Source organism: Prevotella mikamonis (assembly GCF_055381405.1).
In genome coordinates, this window is sequence record NZ_AP035785.1 from 2,484,847 (window position 1) to 2,504,388 (window position 19,542).

Here is a 19,542-nt window from a genome sequence, read left to right on the forward strand (position 1 = left end):
ATTCCTGCAAAGGCTTGGCAGCGTTACTGTTCGGGCTTTGCAGCATTGTTGTTCGGGCTTTGCAGCGATACTGCGAAGGCCTTGCAGTTTTTTGAGTTGCTGAGTTTATGAGTTTTTTAGTTTCTGAGTTGTATAGTAACTATAGGTATTGCTTATTCTTTCCTGTCTATTCTTTTCCTCCGTCCTTTTGTTCTTCGGTCTAAGATACAGAATGGGGAGGGGCAGCACAAACGAAGGCTCTTATTTAGAAAACATCTCTATAGAAGCTTGAAATTGAAATAATTACAATTAAATTTGACTCGTATTTTATTATTATTTATCTTTGTCCTGCTGTTTGGAGTGCGCAGGATGCACTTTGAAAGATACATTATCAATTTGATAACGAACAATGATTGTGGCGTCTGTCGGGCGTACCACAAAAAGAAATAAATCAATACAAAAATTAAAAACAAAAACATTATGAAAAAGAAATTCATCTGCACTGTATGTGGTTTGGTAGTAGAGGGTGCTGAAGCTCCTGAAAAATGTCCGGTATGCAACGCTCCTGCCAGTCGTTTCAAGGCTGTAGAAGACATCAAGCTTGAGGGTACTAAGACCGAGAAGAACCTCCAGACAGCTTTCGCCGGAGAGAGCCAGGCTCATACAAAGTATCTCTATTACGCTTCAAAGGCTAGAAAAGAGGGTTACGAGCAGATAGCTGAACTCTTCGAAGAGACAGCACGCAACGAGAGAGAGCACGCTAAACTGTGGTTCAAGTTCTTGCACGGCGGCGACGTTCCTGCAACTACTGTAAACCTCGCTGACGCTGCTTCTGGTGAGAACTATGAGTGGACCGACATGTATGCTACGATGGCTAAGGAAGCTATGGAAGAAGGTTTCCCCGAAATCGCTGCTAAGTTCAACAAGGTAGCTGCTATCGAGAAGCACCACGAAGAGCGCTATCGCAAGCTCTTGAAGAACATCGAAGACAAGGTAGTCTTCTCTCGCGACGGCGATTGCATCTGGCAGTGCCGCAATTGTGGACACATCGTTATCGGCAAGCAAGCACCTGCTGTATGTCCTTGCTGCGACCATCCACGTAGCTTCTTCCAGATTGAAGCACTCAATTACTAAGCCTAGTCTGTAGTAAGATAAATCATAAGCCCGCGCTCTCCGCTAGATTGGAGATGCGCGGGCTTATTGTTTTTGGCGCTTAGAGAATGGCTATGCCGGCCATGACGATGCTCACCATCGACATGAGTTTGATGAGGATGTTGAGGCTGGGCCCCGATGTATCCTTGAAAGGATCGCCCACCGTATCGCCCACAATGGTGGCTTTGTGGCAGGGCGAACCTTTCCCTCCGAACTCACCTTCCTCTACCAGTTTCTTCGCATTGTCCCATGCACCGCCGGCATTGGCCATGAAGATGGCCAGGGTGAAGCCTGCCGACAGGCTGCCTACCAACAGTCCGAGTACGCCGGAGACGCCTAATACGAGTGCTACGACGATAGGTATGAGGATAGCCAGCACCGATGGGAGTACCATTTCGCGCTGTGCGCTGCGTGTAGAAATCTCTACACAGCGCTCGTAGTCGGGTGTGGCTTGTCCTTCGAGAATGCCTTTGATTTCGCGGAACTGGCGTCTCACCTCGTCGACCATCGCTCCGGCGGCCCGTCCGACAGCTCCCATCGTCAGCCCACAGAAGAGATAGGCTGCCATAGCCCCAATCATAGCACCGACCAATACGCGCGGATTCATCAGATTGACTTGGAAGAACTCCATGAAATCGGGCATGCCGGCGGTCGACGGATTGAATGTCTGTCCGGCTGCATCTACAAATGTCTGTCCGTGCTCTACAGCTCTCGACATGGCTATCTTCACCTCTTCCACGTACGAGGCGAGCAGGGCCAGGGCGGTGAGGGCGGCCGACCCGATGGCGAATCCCTTGCCCGTGGCAGCGGTGGTGTTGCCCAGGGCGTCGAGCGCGTCGGTGCGTTTGCGTATCTCTTCGCCCAGTTCGCTCATCTCGGCGTTACCTCCTGCATTGTCGGCAATAGGTCCGTAGGCATCCGTTGCCAGGGTGATACCGAGCGTAGAGAGCATGCCCACGGCTGCAATGCCGATGCCGTAGAGTCCGTGCGAGATACTGTCGGCACTCATCGAAAGGTCGAATCTATTGGCACAGAGAAAACTCAGCATGATGGCAACGGCTATCGTGACCACCGGCACACAGGTAGATATCATGCCCGTACCGATGCCCTTGATGATGACGGTGGCTGCACCGGTTTGCGAGGCGGCCGATATTTCGCGCGTGGGGCGGTAGCTTTGCGAGGTGTAGTACTCCGTGGCCTGGCCTATGATGACGCCGGCTGCGAGTCCGCTAACCACGGAGAATGACACGCCTAGCCAGTTGTCGAGCTGCAAGGCATACAGGATGCCGAAGGTAGAGAGGGCTATGAGGATGGCTGCGGCATTAGTGCCGCGCCCCAGGGCGTGCAGCAATTCGCGCATGGTAGCCCCTTCTCGCGTATGCACCATGTAGATGCCGAGAAGCGAGAGGAATATCCCGACGGCGGCAATCACCATCGGTGTGATGACAGCGCGTAGCTGCATGTCGCCGTTCATGGCAAAAGCCGTAGCGCCCAGGGCGGCAGTCGATAGGATAGAACCGCAGTAGCTTTCGTACAGGTCTGCTCCCATGCCGGCCACGTCGCCCACGTTATCGCCCACGTTGTCGGCTATGGTGGCCGGGTTGCGCGGGTCGTCTTCGGGAATGTCGGCCTCTACCTTGCCCACGAGGTCTGCTCCCACGTCGGCCGCTTTGGTATAGATGCCGCCGCCCACGCGGGCAAACAGTGCCTGGGTAGACGCTCCCATGCCGAATGTAAGCATGGTCGTGGTGACGGTGATGAGGGCTGCATGGCAGCCTGAATAGATGGTCGTGAGGATGAAAAACCACAGAGTGATGTCGAGCAGTCCCAATCCTACCACTACCAATCCCATTACTGCGCCACTGCGGAAGGCGATGCGTAGTCCGCTATCCAGTCCCTGCCGGGCTGCATTTGCTGTGCGGGCCGATGCGTAGGTGGCTGTCTTCATGCCGAAGAAGCCCGATAGTCCAGAGAAAAAACCACCCGTGAGAAAGGCAAAGGGGACCCACGGATTCTGCACTTTCAGCACATAGGCCATGAAGGCAAACAGCAGTGCCAGCACCACGAAGACGATGCCGACCACGCGGTATTGCTGTTTCAGGTAGGCCATAGCACCTTTTCTTACATGAGCGGCGATTTCCGCCATGCGCGGAGTGCCCTCGCTCTCTTTCATCATGTCGCTGAAAAACTTCCAGGCCATAGCCAGGGCGACGACCGAAGCTATCGGTACTAGCCAGAAAATAAGAGGTACTGTATTCATCATATTGAGGTTTTAAGTGGGTTGTATTATGAAAAATTGTGCTTTCAAACGGCCGAATACCATTATCGCAAATTTAAAGATAATTTCAAAGAAAAGCAAGTATATATGTTGAAAAAATCATAACTTTGCAGCCAAAACAAACAGTAGATATAGCTATGAAGTCATTTTTCGTGTTGATTTTATTCTTGCTTGCCGGTTGGCAGACGCAAGTGTGCGCTCAGGACGAGACGCGGAAGTGGGGTGTAGAGTTGGCTATTGGCGAGGCAAGTATGGGATGTAACGACGAGGAAAGCCGTCTCAATGGCAACAAGGCCAACACGTTTGCCCTCTCGGTAGACTACTATCTGCACCGTCATTGGGCTGTCACGGGTGGTATCTATATGGAGCAGCAGGGGTTGTATACCGACCTGTCGACCGGTATAGGGCTGATGAAGAATTGGGTGGCAGGTGTTCAGGCCGGTGCCAAATGGTATCCGCTGGCTCCGAAGTGGATTGTCCAGCCCTATGTGGGAGCTAATCTCTACACCAATGTACTTAATCTGCCGCGCCAGCGAGGCGAGAAGCATGTGCATGCTACGCAGGCTTGGGAGGGCGACGGAGTGATGACATACGACATCCAGCATGCCGTGGGTAGCATCAGTCCAAGGATTGGCGTCGACATACGGCTTATCAGCAGTGTCAACCTTACGGTGGGTTGGGACTACCGATGGGAGTTCTACGGGCATACCGACAGTAACATGCGCTACACGTCAGGTCCGATGACGGGCCATGAATACCCCATGAAGAGCGACAACAGCCGTGGTGTCATCAATATCGGAGTGAAGGTAGACTTCCCCATGCGCACCGTCTCTGAGGGCAAGATGAGTACCTTGCTCGGTGCGATATTCGGTCTGCTGATGCCATCGAGAAGTTTTTGAGTTATTAGGTTTTTTAGTTCCTGAGTTTCTGAGCTTTTAAGTTCGTGAGTTGCAGGGTTCAAATAGGGGTATAAAAAAAGGATATGTCCGGTGGGGCATATCCTTTTCTTGTATGTCGTATGTGAATTATACGCGTGCGCCGTACTGCTGGTCGAGACCGAAAATAGCCGATTCGCCCATTTTCTTGATACGGTCTACGATGCCGCTGGCCGTAGCTTCTTCTTCTACCTGCTCACGAACAAACTGCCAGAGGAAGTCTTCTGTAGCCTTATCGCCCTCGGCAATGGCCTCGTCGAGAATGTTGTCGATGAGCTTGCTCACGTGGCATTCGTGCTTGTAAGCGTCTTCGAAGGCCTCCAACGGAGAGTTCCAGCTCTGGCGAACGGCAGCTATCTGGTTGACGGTAGCTGTTCCGCCACGCTTGATAAGGTAGCTTGCCATCTGGTAAGCGTGGTCCATTTCCTCGGCCGACTGCTTCTTCATCCATGTAGAGAAGCCGTCAAAACCCTCTTTCTCCATGTAGAACGACATAGAGAGATATAAGTTGGCAGAGTAAATCTCGTTTACTATCTGGCCGTTCAATGCGTCTTGTAATTTTTCTGAAATCATAATTTTATCGTTTTAATTATATATTTGATGCAAATATACGAAAAAGAATCTTGCGTTGTATCGTTTCGTATAGGATTTTTGTATTTTTATGTTTGAGTTTGTAAGTTCTGGAGTTCATTAGTTTTTGAATTGAGTTTTTAAGTTTGTGAGTTCTGGAGTTCATTAGTTTTTGAGTTATTGAGATAACGGTTGTAGGGGAGAATTGAATTCGCCCCTATGCCCCATAAACTCATAGATTCACCGACTTAAAAACTCAATTCAAAAACTAATGAACTCCAGAACTTACAAACTCAAAAAACTGCAAAGGCTTCGCAGCATCGCTGCCGAGGCTCTGCAGCATTGCTGTTCGGGCTTTGCAGCGCTACTGCCGAGCCTCTGCAGTAAATCGACAGTGGTGGCAGGGGAGTACGATGGTTTTGTTATTGGTCGACAGAGAAACCTACCGTGCCGAGGTATTATCATCTTTTAGTGTTAAAAAGGATTAAAATCGTTGGGGAGGGTAAATATTCTTTATCTTTACACAAAATTATGTTTAACCTCAGTAATAATTAATCAATTTATGTCTCTTAAACTATTTTGGATTATAGTCTTTTCTGTAGTCGCTCTCTTTTATGTTGTTATGTATATCGTGAAGAACCGGGCACGCCTTATCAAATTGAAAGATTCTTTTTCGTCCGAGCCACGTGTGGATGCTGATTCTAAGCTGACGAACGAAGAATTACGCAAGATTTCATTGGGCAATCTGTATGTCTACCAGCAGAATGGCACGCTCAATACGTTGTCGACAGGGGTCAATGAAACGGTGTTGGACACGATACTGACAGAGTATTGGGATATTACCGACCGTGATTCGGCTATCTCTACGTTGTCTTATCTGATGCAGACTCCTTCTGCCTATCCGTTTGTATGTGCTTCCAAGGCTTTTGTTATAGGGGGCGAAGAAGGGAAGAAGTGGATGGAGACACAACTCATGGAAAGCTTTGAAGGCACCGAAGGGCATGAGGAAGAGAAGAAGGAACTGTTGGATCGTTGCCATGAAATGTTGGGGTATCTGGAAGAGAACTACGAGTTTTTCAAGGATTTGAAATGGCTGGACAGCAAGGAAGATATGGAGAAGCTGGGCATCTTGGCATGGGATGCGGGCCGACTGAACTTCGTGGCACGTGCTTGTATGGACAAGAAGTTGATTAGCAAGGAGGAGTGTATGGAGTGTGTGGAGCATGCCTATGAGCTGACACGCGAGGCCTACGCTGACTGGACCGGGTTTGCCCATAGCTATGTCATAGGCCGTTCGCTGTGGAATGGTTCTACCAATATGTGGGGGCTGGCCGATGATTTGCTGGAAAACAAGGAGAGTCCTTGGACTTATGTAGCATGGTAAGGCCCTGCGTTTGGCAGTTGTTCAGTTTATGAGTTTGTGAGTTGTTGGACTGTGCAGACCAGCATGGTGGACTCTACTTGTCAACTCGTTTACTCGTCAACTGGTCAACTTTTAGGGCGAATTCCATTCGCCCCCTACAACTCATAAACTTAAAAACTCAAGAACTTAAAAACTATCCCGGCAGCACCGTAAGCACTCCGTCGGCCACTCGGAAGTGTACATCGCGACCACCGAAAGGCATGCCATAGACACGCATAGGGTCGTCCTGATAGTGCGGACGTGGGTCGAGCGCGAGCGCATCGTGCAAGGCCGACAGCTCATCAGGGCTGAACACATCTTTCAGTATGTCGATATTCTCTACGTGCAGTCGCTTGATGGGCCGGCGGTCAACGAATCCGCTACGCGCTTCGGGGTGGCAGTCGGCATACACCACGTAGGGTTTGATGTCGTAGATGGGTGTGCCGTCCATCAGGTCGGCACCCTCGACATGGATAACCGGACCTTGTGGCGTGTCCCATTCTACCCTCGACAGGCGCACACAGGAGAGTCCGATGTTGTTGGGGCGGAAGGGGCTGCGCGTGGCAAATACGCCCATCTTCACGTTGCCGCCGAGCAGTGGGGGACGCACCACGGGACTGCTTGCACGATGGCGGTTGGCCGAGAACTCCCAAATGAGCCATAGGTAATCGAACTCTTCGATGCCTCGGAGCGAGTCGGTATTGCGGTATGGAGGCGTGAAGACGATGTGGCCATGCAGCGACGGAGCGAGTCCGCTCTGTTTGGGAATGCCGAATTTGGATGTAAACGGCGAATGGAAGGTGGCTATTTGAATCATTATAGGGTATGGATAGATGGTGGCCACAGCTCGTGAGGAGCATTTTCGGCCTTTCGGCATACAAACGCGGAATTACGGTTTTCATTGTTTTGTAGCAGGAATTTGTGTGCCTGTTTGATGGAAATTGGTTATATTTGCCCTGTCAAACGAAAAAGAGTAAAACGAATTAAAACCAATAAATATGCGCAGAATATGGTTGTTGGCAGTGATTGCCGTGCTGAGTGTGGCCACGGCTGTGGCTGCCGATAGGCGTGGCCGACGCGTGATTTGCATCGGCGAAACAGTCATCGACATCCTGTTCAGGGGCGACCAGACCATCGGTTCAACACCTGGTGGGTCGGCCTACAATACGGCAATCTCGCTCGGACGGGCCGGGGTGAACACCGTTTTCGTGGGCGATACGGGCAACGACCGTGCCGGCCACCGCATCAGGCGGTTTCTCGCGGAGAACGGGGTAGACAGTTCGGCCGTGCGTGTTTATGACGGTATGAAGTCGACGGTGTCGCTGGCCTATCTCGACGAGCACAACAATGCCCGCTACTCGTTCTACATGAACGCGCCACGCGAGCGTAAACCCTTTGTTCGTCCGGAGATACAGAAAGACGATATCGTGGTGTTCGGCTCGTTCTATGCGGCCAATCCGGCGGTAAGGACGGCTCTGACCGACTTCCTGGACTATGCGCGGGCGTGCGGGGCAATACTGTATTACGACATCAATATACGGTCGGCCCATGCCAATATGCTGGAACAGATGTTGCCCAACATAGAAGACAACCTGCACAGGGCCGACATCGTGCGGGGCAGTAGAGGCGACGTAGCCACTGTCTTCGGCACACAGCGGGTGGATAGTCTGTATGATGCACACATCGCAAAGGCGTGTGCGCGCTTCATCAACACCGGTGGGACGAATCCGGTGAGGGTGTTTGCGCCAGGTTTCAGAGGCACTTATCCCGTGAAACCCATCAAGACCGTGAGCACCATCGGGGCAGGCGACAACTTCAATGCAGGGGTGGCGTATGCGCTGATAAGGCTCGGTATCACGCGCCAGCAACTACAGCAAGGGCTGACGGAGCAGCAGTGGGCGCAGATAGCCGATTATGCCGGGCGCTTTTCGCAAGACTGCTGCCTGCATTTAGAGAATTACATATCTGTGGAGTTTGGCCGGCAGATGCAATATTAGGAACATGAAGAAACTGGAAAATATACGTGCCATCGTCTTTGATGCCGACGATACGCTGTGGGATTGTCAGTCGAATTTCGACCGGGCAGAACACCGTTATTGCGAACTGCTGGCCGAATACGGCGAACCGAAAGCTGTCTCGGCTTCGCTCTTCGAGGTGGAATCGGCCAATATGGCCGACCTTGGATATGGCGTGAAAGCGTTCACGCTGTCGCTGGTAGAGAATGCTGTGAAGGTGAGTGGGGGCAGGGTGAAGGCCGATGTCATGGGCGAAATACTGCAACTGGGCCGAAGGTTGCTGCATATCCATGCCCGACCGCTTGACGGAGTGGCCGAGACATTGGCCCGATTGAAGGCCGACGGCCGGTTCCGCCTGGCCGTCTTTACCAAAGGCGAACTGCTGGATCAGGAGAATAAATTGCGCCGTTCGGGGCTGGAAGCGTATTTCGACCAAGTGTCTATCGTCTCTGACAAAACGGAAAAAGCCTACCATCGACTCTGCGAAAGTCTCGGTGTAGAGACCGGCGAGCTGGTGATGGTAGGCAATTCGTTCCGCTCGGACATCGCTCCGGTGCTGAAAATCGGAGGCAAGGCGGTGCATATACCTTTCCATGCGACGTGGCAACACGAGCATATGGAGACTTATACGCATGAAAATCTGAGGACGATAGAGCGGTTTGCCGACCTGCTCAATATCCTTTGATGGTCTAATATTCAGTCTTGCTGTCGCTCTGTTGCCACAGGTCGAAGGCCTCTTTGGCCTCGTCGGGCAGCAAGGCGATGATGGCTTTGTGGCGGTCTTGTGGTGCGAGAGCTATCTCCTGGTAGATGAAATCGTCGTCGAAACCTATTCGGGCAGCGTCTTTGCGGTTGTTGGCGTAGAAGATTCGGTCGAGATGTGCCCAATAGATAGCGCCCAGACACATGGGGCATGGCTCGCAACTGGTGTAGATATCGCAGCCCGCAAGGTCGAAAGTGCCTAGCTTGGAAGTTGCCTTTCGGATGGCATTCACCTCTGCATGCGCCGTCGGGTCGTGGTCTATGGTGACGCTGTTGGACGCTTCGGCAATGATTTCTCCGTCTTTTGCAATGACCGCACCGAAAGGTCCGCCCCCGCTTTTCACGCTGTTTACCGACAAGGCGATGGCTCTGCGCATCAATTCTTTATCGTTCATGGCTTGTTGTTTTGATTGGATGATACTGCAAAGATATGGAGCTTATGTGGCTAGTTGGTATGGTAGTCCCTGAATTCTTAACCATTATTAACTCAAAGAGGTAACATTTGTGCCTTTCGGTGTGTGCGAATCTTTCTACTTTTGCCATTGAAGAATTCTTAAAATCACGTGACGATGAAGTATGTAAACGAAACTATCAGGCGGAGAGACCGCCTGATGGACGAGACGGAGGCTATCGAACTGCTGCGTACAAGCGAGTTCGGCGTGTTGTCAATGGTCGATGCCGAGGGTACGCCCTATGGCATTCCGGTGAACTATGTGTGGGATGGGGCAGACAGTATCTATATACACTGTGCGCCCGAAGGACGCAAGCTGCGCATCATAGAGAAGCACAATAAAGTGTCGTTTTGTCTCGTGGGGCGCGTGCATCTGCTGCCCGGACAGTTTACTACGGAGTATGAGAGCGTGGTACTGACGGGGATTGCCCACATCGGATTGGATGAAGAGGAGCGCATGAAGGCCCTCCATCTGCTCATAGACAAGCTTTCGCCCGACTTCAAGGAGATAGGAGATAAGTATGCCCACAAGAGTTTTCACCGCACAGAGATTATCCGTGTAGACTTCACGGAGCTCAGTGGAAAATGCAAGAAGGTACATACGCCCGATTAAAAGAATAAAGGTATATATAGTTATAAAAGGTAAAAAGATTGTATGAAGACGATTTTAGATTTCGAGCAGTGGCCACTCGACCTGCTCATAGACTACGCATTGAAGATTCACCATCGCTCTATCCGGGAGTCCGGACCGGAAATTCTCGACTTGTTGCAGCGTGTGGCCCAAGTCCATAAGGACGATGTACCCGATTTGCAGAAGGTGGCCGACCACTTCAGGAACAGTCTTGCCGACCTCGATATGCACCTACAGAAAGAGGAGAATATACTCTTTCCTTTCTGTCTGGAGATGTATGAGGCCTATCGTGAGGGCGAGCAAGCCCCGTCGTTCCATTGCGGTTCGGTGCAAGGGCCTATCTCTGTGATGATGGCCGAACACGCCGACGAGACTGAAAGGCATCAGCGTATAGCGCAGTTGACGAACGATTACACGACGCCGGAAGATGCCGACGAGGATTATCGGGAAGCGATGAGGCTGCTGAAAGATTTCAGATTGCGCCTGGAAGAGCATACAAGGGTGGAAAACGAAGTGATTTTCCCGATGGCCATGCAGGTGGAAATGGCGTGTAGATAGAGCCGACTGCATACCCAAATAAATGTCGTTTTATTTTGTAAAGCCTATAAATTAGCTTATCTTTGTAGCCTAACAAGTGATGAAATGAAAGATATTTGTTGCATAGGTCACATTACCCGCGATAAGATAATCACTCCTAAGCAGACTGTCAAGATGGGGGGTGGAACGGCTTTTTATTTCGCTTACGGCATGAACCAGCTTCCCCGAAAGATTGATTTCCAGCTTCTGACGAAAGTGGGAGAGGGGGCTATGGACGAAGTGGAGAAGATGAGACAGGCCGGTATTGAAGTGGTCTGCCATCTAAGCAGGCACACCGTTTACTTTGAAAACAGGTATGGGGCTAACTCCAACAACCGTACACAGCGCGTATTGGCGAAGGCCGACCCGTTTACGGTGGACGAGATGCGCGACGTTGAAGCCCGAATCTTTCATTTAGGTTCGCTGCTTGACGACGATTTCTCGCCCGAAACGGTGAAGTATCTGTCTACCAAGGGGCGCATATCCATCGACGTTCAGGGCTATCTGAGAGAAGTTCGGGGCGAGCATGTGTATGCCGTAGACTGGAAAAATAAGGAAGAAATCCTGGCTTGCACAGATATCTTGAAACTGAACGAACACGAAATGGAGGTTATTTCTGGCTCGAAAAATCCGCGCACGGTGGCTATGCAGTTGCACGAAATGGGTGTCAATGAGGTCGTCATCACGCTTGGAAGCTACGGCTCATTGATTTATGCCGACGGCAAATTCTACGAGATTCCGGCCTATGAACCGCATGAAGTGGTCGACGCTACGGGTTGCGGAGATACCTATTCCACGGGTTATCTGTACTGTAGATCGCAAGGTATGGACTATATGGAGTCGGGGAAGTTTGCCGCTGCCATGTGTACTTTGAAGTTGGAACATTCAGGTCCGTTCGACAGAACGATAGAAGAAGTCGAAGATATCATCCGTTCGCAGTCGCGCTGACCTCTTTTTGAAGGCGTATAGCCAATGTCTCGGCATCGAATTCGATGCCGTTTTTTCCTACATATCGTCCCAGGACGCCACTTTCGGCCAGTTGTCTGGAAGTGCCGATATGCAGTTTCTGCCCGCTGTCCATCAGCCATAAACGGTCAGAAAGTTGCAGGGCCAGCTCTAAATCGTGCGTCGACAGGAAGATGGTCTTGTTGCCCTTTTCAGCCAGTCGGCGCAATAGCTGCATCATATCTACCTTACTGGGAAAGTCGAGAAAGGCTGTCGGTTCGTCCAGAAACACGATGGGAGTCTGCTGGGCCAGTGCCTTTGCAATCATCACTTTTTGTCTTTCGCCGTCGCTGAGAGTCTGTATCATGCGGTGGCTCATGTGGCTCATGCCTACCAGATGGAGTGCATCGTCTACCGCCCGGCTGTCTTCGGGGCGTAACCGACCCCAGAATCCGGTATAGGGAGCGCGTCCCATCTCTACCATTTCGCGTGCCGTAATGTTCTGGATAGAGAGTTTCTTGGTGAGGACTACACTCACCAGGCGGGCCAGCTCGGCATCGGAAAGACTCGACAGGGCCTTTCCGCAAATATCCACAGTACCCCTCAGCGGTGGCTGGAAACCTGCCAACGTGCGCAAGAAGGTCGATTTCCCCACACCATTAGCCCCCAGCAAGCAGGTTAGTTCGCCCGCTTGCAGTGTAGCCGACAAGTTGTTGGCCACCTCCTTCACGCTGTTGCCTTGCCGATAACCTATCGACAGGTCTTTGAGCACAATGGTTTCGTTCATCCCTACAAAGATAGTGGAAACGCCAGACAATCAGCAAGAAAACATCAAATACTTAATGCTTGGAGCAAGACGACGGCATTGTTGTGAGCTTTGTCGTGTGCACTGTAGAGCAAGGTTACGTCGCCTTGTTCGGCTTTCTGCCTTATCATGGCCTTGAAGTCGGCAAAGACAGGATTTGCCGATAGCTCTGCTTCGTAGCGACGGGCAAACTCTTCAAACTTCGCAGGGTCGTGTCCGAACCACTTGCGCAGCTCATTGGTGGGTGCAATCTCCTTTTTCCACAAGTCGATATGGGCCGTGTCTTTCTTCAGTCCGCGTGCCCACAGGCGGTCAATAAAAACCCGATAGCCGTCTGTATCGGCTATCGGGTCGTATATTCGTTTTATTTTTATCATCTTGTATAGATGCTCCTTAACAAGCCAAGATGTCTTCTACTATCTGCTCGTCGGTGAGATGATTGTCGCGCATGAGCTGTTCCACGTCGTAACGGTCGTAAAGTGCCTTCTTCACACCGAAGTTGAGTACCTTCATCGTAGACGGTCCGTAGAAGCGGGCGATGCGTTCTCCGAATCCTCCATCGAGTGTTCCGTCTTCTATCGTAGCCACAATCTCGTGGTCGCACTTGAGATCTTCGAGCAGATTTTCGTCGATACCGGAGAGGTAACGGGGGTTGATGAGGGTGGCATCAATACCTTTCTCGCCCAGCAACTTCACCACGGCTTCACCCTTCTGGTAGAAGTCTCCGGCCGCGATGATGGCCACACGCCGGCCGCGATGAGCCACCTTGAACTTATCCAGGTCGCTGTAATCGGTCTCTACCTCCTCTGTGCTGTGCACCGTATTGCATTCGGGTACGCGGATGGCAACCGAATACTGAGTCTGCTGCAAAGCCCATTTCTCCATCGCGATAGTCTCTTCTACGGTGGTAGGAGCGAGGTAGACGAGGTTTGGAATGTGGCTGAACATGGCGATGTCGAAGAAGCAGATGTGGGTGAAATCGTTCATGCCGAAGATGCTCGAACCCAATACGTTGATAACGGCCGGGTTGCCGTTCACACACAAGTCTTGCGCCATTTGGTCGTAAGTGCGCTGTAGGAAGGTGGCCATAGTGCTGAAAACGGGATGCGCGCCACGCTTTGCCATGCCCGAAGCCATAGCTACGGCCGTCTCTTCGGCTATTCCCACGTCGATATGCTGCGCCCCGGCACGCTCGCGCTTGGCCTTGTTGAATCCCAGGGCTGCCGGTACACCGGCCGAGATGCACACCAGTTTCGGGTCGCGTTCCATCTCGTCGAGCAGCCAGTCGCCCAGCAGTTCCGACGTGCTCTTGCCGCCCCCGACTGCCAGAGACTTGCCCGTTGCCAGGTCGAATGGTGCATTGTAATGGAATTTTTCCTTGTCGTCTATGGCCGGCTGATACCCGTGTCCTTTCTCGGTGTTGATATGTACCACGACAGGATGGTCGATGTCTTTCACCTGGCTGAATACTTCGATGAGCTTCTCTACGTTGTTGCCCTCGTCCATATAGATATAGTCGAGTCCCAGGCTGCGGAAGAAATTCAGCTCGGCCTGGCCTTTCGTCTGGCGCAGCAGTTCCAGGTTCTTGTAGAGTCCACCGTGGTTTTCGGCAATACTCATTTGGTTGTCGTTCACGATGATGACCATGTTAGTGCCGATTTCGGCCACGATGTCGAGTCCCTCAAAGGCTTCGCCACCCGACAGCGAACCGTCGCCAATCACTGCGATGATATTCTCCTTGCCGCCCATGATGTCGCGTGCTTTCTGCAAGCCCGATGCCAACGAGACAGAAGTAGAAGTGTGTCCTATCTCGAAGTTGTCGTAGACAGGTGATTCCAGTGGCGAGCTGAATCCGGAAACCGAGTCGATTTTGCTCGAATCCAGGAATCCTGCGGCACGCCCGGTCAGCATCTTGTGTGGATAGCTTTGGTGGGAAATATCAAATACAATCTTGTCTTCGGGTGCGTTGAATACGTAGTGCAGGGCTACGGTAGCCTCGGTGAAGCCCAGGTTAGGGCCTACGTGACCGCCGTGCTGGCTTACACGATTGAGGATACCGGCGCGTATTTCTTCGGCCACGACGTTGAGCTGTTCTACAGAGAGTCCCTTCAAATCCTGGGGACTGTTAATCTTTTCAATATACATATATGTGTTTCGTTTGTTTTTATTCTTTTGTTTTATCCTTACGATTCAGCATGCAAAGGTAAGCAAAAGACTTGTGCTGCCGATACAAATATTACCTGAATAATAACCATAATTACAGAATCGGCCACTCGTATCCCGTCAGTTTCAGGATACCTGTAACCCCCTTGATTTACTGCAAGGCCTCGGCAGTGTTGCTGCCTCGGCTCTGCAGCAGTGCTGTTGGGGCTTTGCAGCAATGCTGCCAAGGCCCTGCAGAAAATCCACGATAACCTACCTGTCGGTCAATGTTACTCCAACACCTTGATTTCGAACACGCCATTCTCATATACTGCCATCGTAGGTGGGTTTCCACCCTTGGGGAATGTGATGGACCCGGTGTTGCAGACGGTGAGCGAGCCGTGCTGTTCGAGTTTGTAGAGATGTGTATGCCCGTAGACGATGGCGTCGTACGGACCACGCGGCATGTTGGTCTCGTTATAGATATGTCCGTGGGTGAGCAGGATGCGGCGCCCGCTGTCTACGAGTAACATGCTGTCGGCCATGATGGGGAACTGGAGCAACATCTGGTCGACCTCGGAGTCGCAATTACCTCGGACGGCCACTATCTCGTCGGCCATGCCGTTGAGTTCGCGTGCAATGCCTTGCGGGTCGAGTCCTTCGGGCAGTCCGTTGCGTGGTCCGTAGTTCAGTATGTCGCCCAGAATGATGAGCATGTCGCAGTGCTCTTCACGGTAGAATTTCAGTGCTTTCTGCAATGCCGGCAGACAACCGTGGATGTCTGAGATGATAAGATATTTCATACGTTGTGCTTGTTTGGTTCGTTGATGTGTGGCAGAGGGATGCCCTGATTGCCTTTGATTTCGCCGATGACGAAGACACTGTTCAGGCTTCCGATGCTGTCTATCTTGCCCAAGGTGTTGAGCATGAACGATTGATAGTCGCGCATGTCGCGTGCATGCACTTTGATAATGAAGTCGAAGTCGCCACTGATGTTGTAACATTCGGTGATTTGCTCGATGTTTTGCACGGCATCCATGAACTCCTGGATGTAGTGTTGGGAGTGTTGTTTCAGTCGGATGTTGCACAGTACGATGATACCTGTGCCGAGTCGACGGCTGTCGAGCTGTGCTACATAGCGCTTGATGTAGCCCTCGCGCTCCAGCCTTTTCTGCCGTTCGAATACCGGGGTAGGCGACAGATGCACCTTGGCAGCCAACTCTTTCACGGTGAGTCGGGCATTTTTCTGTAGCTCGCGCAGGATTCGGAGGTCGGTTTCGTCTATATTTTCCATTATTATATATATTGTAATGGGTAGGGAGTCGGAGCTGTTTGTGCATCCATCCAACCTATGTATGGCTTATTTTATAGAATATTATTCTGCATAATACTCTGTAATGCCGACAAAAATAGTATAATATTCCGATTTGCCAAAATAATTTGCTGGTAAAAATAAATCAGTCTATCTTTGCATGCACAACAAGGAAACGAACATAAACGAAATAAAATAGAGACTATGAGTAAGAGAGAAGAGACCAAGGCGCCGTTCAGTGCCGATATTGTGGGCAGCTTTTTGCGCCCCGAAGAGTTGAAGGCTGCGAGAGTCAAGTATGCCAATGGCGAGATAGGCGATGCCGAGTTGAAGGCCGTGGAAGACCGGCTCATCAAGGAGTTGATAGAGCGACAGATTGCATCGGGGCTGCACGTGATTACCGACGGCGAGTTTCGTCGCAGCTACTGGCATCTCGATTTCATGTGGGGATTGCAGGGAATAGAACACATCGAACTAGACCACGGCTACTTCTTTCATGGCGAGGAGACCACGAAGGGGTCTGCCAAGCTGGTTGGGAAAATCTCCGGCGAGAACCATCCGTTTGTAGAACACTTCAAATACGTGAAGCAATTCGAGCGTCAGGGCGTGGTGGCTCGCCAGACAATCCCTGCTCCTGCACAGACATTGGCCGAACTCTTCCGTGGCGAGAACGGCAAGCAGACGGAGTCGGTGTATCCTAATTTCGACGAATTGGTAGAGGATTTGGCTGCTGCCTATCGCACCGTGATTCGCGACCTGTACGACGCCGGCTGTCGCAACATACAGTTCGACGACTGCACATGGGGTATGATAGTGGACGATGACTTCTGGAAGCTCATGGCGGGAACGGGATTTACCGTAGAGGGTGAGGCACTGAAGTATCTGCGTGTGAACAATCTGGCACTCGAAGGACGTCCGGCCGACCTGGCCATCAACACCCACGTGTGTCGTGGCAACTACCATTCTACCTACGCATGTAAGGGAGGCTACGATGCCATTGCGCCCTACCTGTTCGCCCATGAGAATGTGGATGCGTTCTATCTGGAGTTCGACGATGAGCGTTCGGGAGGTTTCGAACCGTTGAAGTATATCCCTGCCGACAAGAAAGTGGTGCTGGGACTGATTACCACCAAGCGTGCCGAACTGGAAGACGAACAGGCGATTATAGACCGAATCAAGGAGGCTGAGCAGTATATCCCGGCCGACCGGCTGTATCTGAGTCCGCAGTGTGGCTTCGCATCTTGCGAGATTGGCAACAAACTGACGGAAGAAGAACAGTGGGAAAAGATAGCACTGGTGCAGAAAATAGCTGCCAAGGTGTTTGAATAAATGATTGTTGTGATGTGGCGTCTGGATGAATTTATCGTTCAGGCGCCATTTTTTTGTGTCCGAATCGGCGAAAAATCCGTATCTTTGCAGATAGGTATGAAGAAGTTTCTAGCAAAGATATATAGTGCCTCTGTGCGACGGTTGCGTCGGGTTTGGATAGATTGTTTCTGGACACATCCCGACAATCTGTGGGCACTCAAGGTGACGACGGCCATCGCTCTGATGGTGATACCCTGCTGCCTGCTGGGCGATCCTTTCGTAGGATGTACGTTGGCATTGGGCGCGGTGGGTGCTGCCCTGGCCGAAAACGACGACCATCCGCTGGGGCGCATGCGCAGTCTGGTGGTGACAATCATCAGTTTCGTGATTGTAAGCATGAGCGTGGAACTGCTGAAAGACTATCCCTGGATATTCGGTATGGGATTGGCTGCCACGTCGTTCACGTTGATATTGCTCGGCGGATTGAGCACGCGCTATCAGGGAGTCACCTTTGGGGCGTTGCTCGTGTCGGTATATGCCATGCTGGGGGCAGGCATCAAGCCGTGGTACTATCAGCCTATTCTGTTGCCACTGGGCGGACTGATGTATGGCAGCATCTCTCTCCTGCTGCTCTCGCTGCGCCCTTATCGACTGCTCAAGGAACAGTTGGCGGTGGCTTATGGCCATCTGGCCGACTATCTGAGCGTGAAGGCCGAACTCTTCCCGTGTACGAAAGACGAATACAAAGAGGGGCGCACGCAGATGGCCGAGCGCAATATAGCCGTGGGACGCGGTATAGACAGCTGTAAAGACGTAATCTATTCGTGCCTCGATGTGCTGGGCGGAAAGAGCACGGAGGGGCTTTCGCCGCTGTATCATCAGTGGATATTGTTGCAGCAACTGCACGAGCGTGCGGCGTCTACCCATCAGCGCTACGACGTGTTGAGCCGTCGTTGCCGTCATCCCCTGCTGCTCGAAGGACTCGGACAATATCTTTACTGTCTGTCGGAGGCTATCCGCCACTACGCCGACGCGATTATTACGGGCGAGAAATTTGTCTTGCCCGCTGACTTGCGGTGGACGAAAGAGGTCGTGGGACACCAGTTGGAAGAGAGTACCGACGACCCCGAATATGCCGCACTGTCCATGCTCTATTCCAATCTTTCGCGTATCTCGCTGCTCTTGGAGCATGCCAACGACAGCCAGCATGCCGAACCTGTGCCGGTGGAGACGCTGCAATACAGGCCCGCACCGCTGAAACAACGGCTTCGGGCGCTCTTGGACGAGAATCATCCGCGATTCCGCCATGCGGTGAGACTGTCGCTCTGTCTGGTGGCCGGATATGCCTTGGTAGAGGCATTCCACATGAATAAAGGGGCATGGGTGGTACTGACGATACTCTTTGTGTGCCAACAGAGTTACGTAGCAACGCGCCAGCGGCTCTTCGAACGTATCTTCGGCACTTTCGTGGGAGTGGCGCTGGGTGTCATCTGGGCACACTTGCTGCCCACCGTGGCAGGACAAATCGTGCTGTTGCTGTTCTCTATCTTCACGTTCTTCTACTGGGTGCGCAGGCGCTATACGTATGCCGTGGTGTTCATCACCATGTTCGTGATAGCCGCCTTCAACCTACAGACCGGCACGGGAGTGGCCGTGATGACCTACCGGTTGCTCGATACGCTGCTAGGTGCAGTCATGGCTTTTCTGGCCGTGCGGTATATCTGGCCCGACTGGCAATATCGCCATCTGCCACAACTTATGACCGATGCCATCACAAAGACGCTGCGCTACTTCAATACCATCTATGAGAACGACGTGCGTGGAGCAGCCTATTACCACAACAGGCGGACCGCCCACCAGGCCGATAACGCCCTGGCAAAGGCCTGGAAGGGTATGCACGCCGAGCCTAGGAAGAAGCGCAAGTTGCAGCGCAAGGCCTATGCGCTGACCTATATGCACCACTCTCTGCTGTCGTATGTGTCGGCCCTCGGAGCGCATTATTACAGTAAGCCGCTCACGACAGAGGATGTAGAGATATGCCGATACATCTCACGGGTGATAGAACAGGTGCAACATAACTTCTCGCCTGCACCCGTAGAGACCGGCCATCCTGTCACAATAGATGAGGTGACGGCATGGAATGCCGCTTTCGTCAAGCGTCTGGCCACTACCGATAACCACAATATGGTCATCTTGTATAATATCTCGAAGGTGGCTGCCGAACTGTTGAAGGAGAGCATCAGCAAAAGCAGGAGACGATAGGCAGATTATCGTGTGTA

At 51.9% G+C, this 19,542-nt stretch carries 19 protein-coding genes; 10 read left to right on the forward strand and 9 right to left on the reverse strand.

The genetic code is table 11. From position 1 onward, the window contains the following. The first annotated feature begins 459 nt into the window (after positions 1-459). A complete protein-coding gene (gene rbr / locus ACZ42L_RS10390) occupies positions 460-1,113 on the forward strand; it encodes a rubrerythrin (protein WP_464716044.1) in 654 nt (217 codons plus the stop codon). Positions 1,114-1,192: 79 nt separating this feature from the next. On the opposite strand, the gene ACZ42L_RS10395 is transcribed toward rbr, so the two are convergent. Then, positions 1,193-3,391: a sodium-translocating pyrophosphatase gene (locus ACZ42L_RS10395; protein ID WP_464717004.1), complete on the reverse strand. Its 2,199-nt coding sequence runs from the start codon at positions 3,389-3,391 to the stop codon at positions 1,193-1,195. 155 nt (positions 3,392-3,546) lie between these two features. Between ACZ42L_RS10395 and ACZ42L_RS10400 the strand changes: the two genes are divergently transcribed. Next, a complete protein-coding gene (locus tag ACZ42L_RS10400; protein WP_464716045.1) occupies positions 3,547-4,308 on the forward strand; it encodes an outer membrane beta-barrel protein in 762 nt (253 codons plus the stop codon). A gap of 126 nt (positions 4,309-4,434) precedes the next feature. On the opposite strand, the gene ACZ42L_RS10405 is transcribed toward ACZ42L_RS10400, so the two are convergent. Next, positions 4,435-4,917 carry a ferritin gene (locus ACZ42L_RS10405; protein WP_464706068.1) on the reverse strand — a complete coding sequence of 161 codons (483 nt, stop codon included), beginning with the start codon at positions 4,915-4,917 and terminating at the stop codon, positions 4,435-4,437. A 655-nt stretch (positions 4,918-5,572) separates the two neighbouring features. Here ACZ42L_RS10405 and ACZ42L_RS10410 point away from each other — a divergent pair. After that, entirely contained in the window at positions 5,573-6,298 is a 726-nt protein-coding gene (locus ACZ42L_RS10410; RefSeq protein WP_464716046.1) for a DUF1266 domain-containing protein, read from the forward strand. 172 nt (positions 6,299-6,470) lie between these two features. Here ACZ42L_RS10410 and tsaA read toward each other — a convergent pair whose 3' ends face one another. Further along, positions 6,471-7,133 (reverse strand): tRNA (N6-threonylcarbamoyladenosine(37)-N6)-methyltransferase TrmO, encoded by a 663-nt coding sequence (tsaA, locus tag ACZ42L_RS10415; protein WP_464716047.1) that lies wholly within the window; start codon positions 7,131-7,133, stop codon positions 6,471-6,473. A 181-nt stretch (positions 7,134-7,314) separates the two neighbouring features. Here tsaA and ACZ42L_RS10420 point away from each other — a divergent pair, with 181 nt between their 5' ends. Together ACZ42L_RS10420 and ACZ42L_RS10425 are read left to right on the forward strand one after the other, a co-directional pair. Beyond that, positions 7,315-8,313: a PfkB family carbohydrate kinase gene (locus tag ACZ42L_RS10420; RefSeq protein WP_464716048.1), complete on the forward strand. Its 999-nt coding sequence runs from the start codon at positions 7,315-7,317 to the stop codon at positions 8,311-8,313. Between the two features lie 4 nt (positions 8,314-8,317). Next, entirely contained in the window at positions 8,318-9,016 is a 699-nt protein-coding gene (locus ACZ42L_RS10425; RefSeq protein ID WP_464716049.1) for an HAD family hydrolase, read from the forward strand. A 4-nt stretch (positions 9,017-9,020) separates the two neighbouring features. Here ACZ42L_RS10425 and ACZ42L_RS10430 read toward each other — a convergent pair whose 3' ends face one another. After that, positions 9,021-9,488 carry a nucleoside deaminase gene (locus ACZ42L_RS10430; RefSeq protein ID WP_464699093.1) on the reverse strand — a complete coding sequence of 156 codons (468 nt, stop codon included), beginning with the start codon at positions 9,486-9,488 and terminating at the stop codon, positions 9,021-9,023. Positions 9,489-9,662: 174 nt separating this feature from the next. On the opposite strand from ACZ42L_RS10430, the gene ACZ42L_RS10435 reads away from it, so the two are divergent. The 3 genes from ACZ42L_RS10435 to ACZ42L_RS10445 all read left to right on the forward strand — a co-directional run bounded on the left by ACZ42L_RS10435 (position 9,663) and on the right by ACZ42L_RS10445 (position 11,699). Further along, the gene (locus ACZ42L_RS10435) at positions 9,663-10,157 is read left to right on the forward strand and encodes a pyridoxamine 5'-phosphate oxidase family protein (RefSeq protein WP_464699094.1); all 495 of its coding nucleotides are present in this window, start codon (positions 9,663-9,665) and stop codon (positions 10,155-10,157) included. A gap of 42 nt (positions 10,158-10,199) precedes the next feature. Further along, a complete protein-coding gene (locus ACZ42L_RS10440; protein ID WP_464699095.1) occupies positions 10,200-10,733 on the forward strand; it encodes a hemerythrin domain-containing protein in 534 nt (177 codons plus the stop codon). A gap of 84 nt (positions 10,734-10,817) precedes the next feature. Next, positions 10,818-11,699 carry a PfkB family carbohydrate kinase gene (locus ACZ42L_RS10445; protein ID WP_464716050.1) on the forward strand — a complete coding sequence of 294 codons (882 nt, stop codon included), beginning with the start codon at positions 10,818-10,820 and terminating at the stop codon, positions 11,697-11,699. Here the strand turns inward: ACZ42L_RS10445 and ACZ42L_RS10450 are convergent. The 5 genes from ACZ42L_RS10450 to ACZ42L_RS10470 all read right to left on the reverse strand — a co-directional run bounded on the left by ACZ42L_RS10450 (position 11,677) and on the right by ACZ42L_RS10470 (position 15,937). Continuing rightward, on the reverse strand, positions 11,677-12,483 hold the full coding sequence (locus ACZ42L_RS10450) for an ABC transporter ATP-binding protein (protein ID WP_464716051.1): 807 nt from the start codon (positions 12,481-12,483) through the stop codon (positions 11,677-11,679). The genes ACZ42L_RS10445 and ACZ42L_RS10450 overlap by 23 nt on opposite strands. Before the next feature lie 44 nt (positions 12,484-12,527). Next, entirely contained in the window at positions 12,528-12,875 is a 348-nt protein-coding gene (locus ACZ42L_RS10455) for a DUF488 domain-containing protein (protein WP_464717005.1), read from the reverse strand. 19 nt (positions 12,876-12,894) lie between these two features. Then, on the reverse strand, positions 12,895-14,646 hold the full coding sequence (locus tag ACZ42L_RS10460; protein WP_464716052.1) for a 1-deoxy-D-xylulose-5-phosphate synthase: 1,752 nt from the start codon (positions 14,644-14,646) through the stop codon (positions 12,895-12,897). 287 nt (positions 14,647-14,933) lie between these two features. Further along, the gene (gene yfcE / locus ACZ42L_RS10465; RefSeq protein WP_464699102.1) at positions 14,934-15,446 is read right to left on the reverse strand and encodes a phosphodiesterase; all 513 of its coding nucleotides are present in this window, start codon (positions 15,444-15,446) and stop codon (positions 14,934-14,936) included. After that, positions 15,443-15,937: an Lrp/AsnC family transcriptional regulator gene (locus ACZ42L_RS10470; protein ID WP_464699103.1), complete on the reverse strand. Its 495-nt coding sequence runs from the start codon at positions 15,935-15,937 to the stop codon at positions 15,443-15,445. The genes yfcE and ACZ42L_RS10470 overlap by 4 nt, the downstream gene beginning before the upstream one ends. Before the next feature lie 222 nt (positions 15,938-16,159). On the opposite strand from ACZ42L_RS10470, the gene ACZ42L_RS10475 reads away from it, so the two are divergent. Beyond that, complete coding sequence (locus ACZ42L_RS10475) at positions 16,160-17,284, forward strand: 5-methyltetrahydropteroyltriglutamate--homocysteine S-methyltransferase (protein ID WP_464716053.1); 1,125 nt, start codon at positions 16,160-16,162, stop codon at positions 17,282-17,284. A gap of 96 nt (positions 17,285-17,380) precedes the next feature. Then, complete coding sequence (locus ACZ42L_RS10480; protein ID WP_464716054.1) at positions 17,381-19,525, forward strand: FUSC family membrane protein; 2,145 nt, start codon at positions 17,381-17,383, stop codon at positions 19,523-19,525. Positions 19,526-19,542 lie beyond the last annotated feature (17 nt).

What these genes read in the sequence shown, in the direction of transcription:
- yfcE (WP_464699102.1), bottom strand. Translation starts at nt 15,446, where the DNA reads ATGAAATATCTTATCATCTCAGACATCCACGGTTGTCTGCCGGCATTG.
- ACZ42L_RS10400 (WP_464716045.1), top strand. Translation starts at nt 3,547, where the DNA reads ATGAAGTCATTTTTCGTGTTGATTTTATTCTTGCTTGCCGGTTGGCAG.
- ACZ42L_RS10475 (WP_464716053.1), top strand. Translation starts at nt 16,160, where the DNA reads ATGAGTAAGAGAGAAGAGACCAAGGCGCCGTTCAGTGCCGATATTGTG.
- ACZ42L_RS10450 (WP_464716051.1), bottom strand. Translation starts at nt 12,483, where the DNA reads ATGAACGAAACCATTGTGCTCAAAGACCTGTCGATAGGTTATCGGCAA.
- ACZ42L_RS10445 (WP_464716050.1), top strand. Translation starts at nt 10,818, where the DNA reads ATGAAAGATATTTGTTGCATAGGTCACATTACCCGCGATAAGATAATC.
- tsaA (WP_464716047.1), bottom strand. Translation starts at nt 7,133, where the DNA reads ATGATTCAAATAGCCACCTTCCATTCGCCGTTTACATCCAAATTCGGC.
- ACZ42L_RS10440 (WP_464699095.1), top strand. Translation starts at nt 10,200, where the DNA reads ATGAAGACGATTTTAGATTTCGAGCAGTGGCCACTCGACCTGCTCATA.
- ACZ42L_RS10435 (WP_464699094.1), top strand. Translation starts at nt 9,663, where the DNA reads ATGAAGTATGTAAACGAAACTATCAGGCGGAGAGACCGCCTGATGGAC.
- ACZ42L_RS10480 (WP_464716054.1), top strand. Translation starts at nt 17,381, where the DNA reads ATGAAGAAGTTTCTAGCAAAGATATATAGTGCCTCTGTGCGACGGTTG.
- rbr (WP_464716044.1), top strand. Translation starts at nt 460, where the DNA reads ATGAAAAAGAAATTCATCTGCACTGTATGTGGTTTGGTAGTAGAGGGT.
- ACZ42L_RS10430 (WP_464699093.1), bottom strand. Translation starts at nt 9,488, where the DNA reads ATGAACGATAAAGAATTGATGCGCAGAGCCATCGCCTTGTCGGTAAAC.
- ACZ42L_RS10420 (WP_464716048.1), top strand. Translation starts at nt 7,315, where the DNA reads ATGCGCAGAATATGGTTGTTGGCAGTGATTGCCGTGCTGAGTGTGGCC.
- ACZ42L_RS10425 (WP_464716049.1), top strand. Translation starts at nt 8,318, where the DNA reads ATGAAGAAACTGGAAAATATACGTGCCATCGTCTTTGATGCCGACGAT.
- ACZ42L_RS10460 (WP_464716052.1), bottom strand. Translation starts at nt 14,646, where the DNA reads ATGTATATTGAAAAGATTAACAGTCCCCAGGATTTGAAGGGACTCTCT.
- ACZ42L_RS10395 (WP_464717004.1), bottom strand. Translation starts at nt 3,391, where the DNA reads ATGAATACAGTACCTCTTATTTTCTGGCTAGTACCGATAGCTTCGGTC.
- ACZ42L_RS10470 (WP_464699103.1), bottom strand. Translation starts at nt 15,937, where the DNA reads ATGGAAAATATAGACGAAACCGACCTCCGAATCCTGCGCGAGCTACAG.
- ACZ42L_RS10405 (WP_464706068.1), bottom strand. Translation starts at nt 4,917, where the DNA reads ATGATTTCAGAAAAATTACAAGACGCATTGAACGGCCAGATAGTAAAC.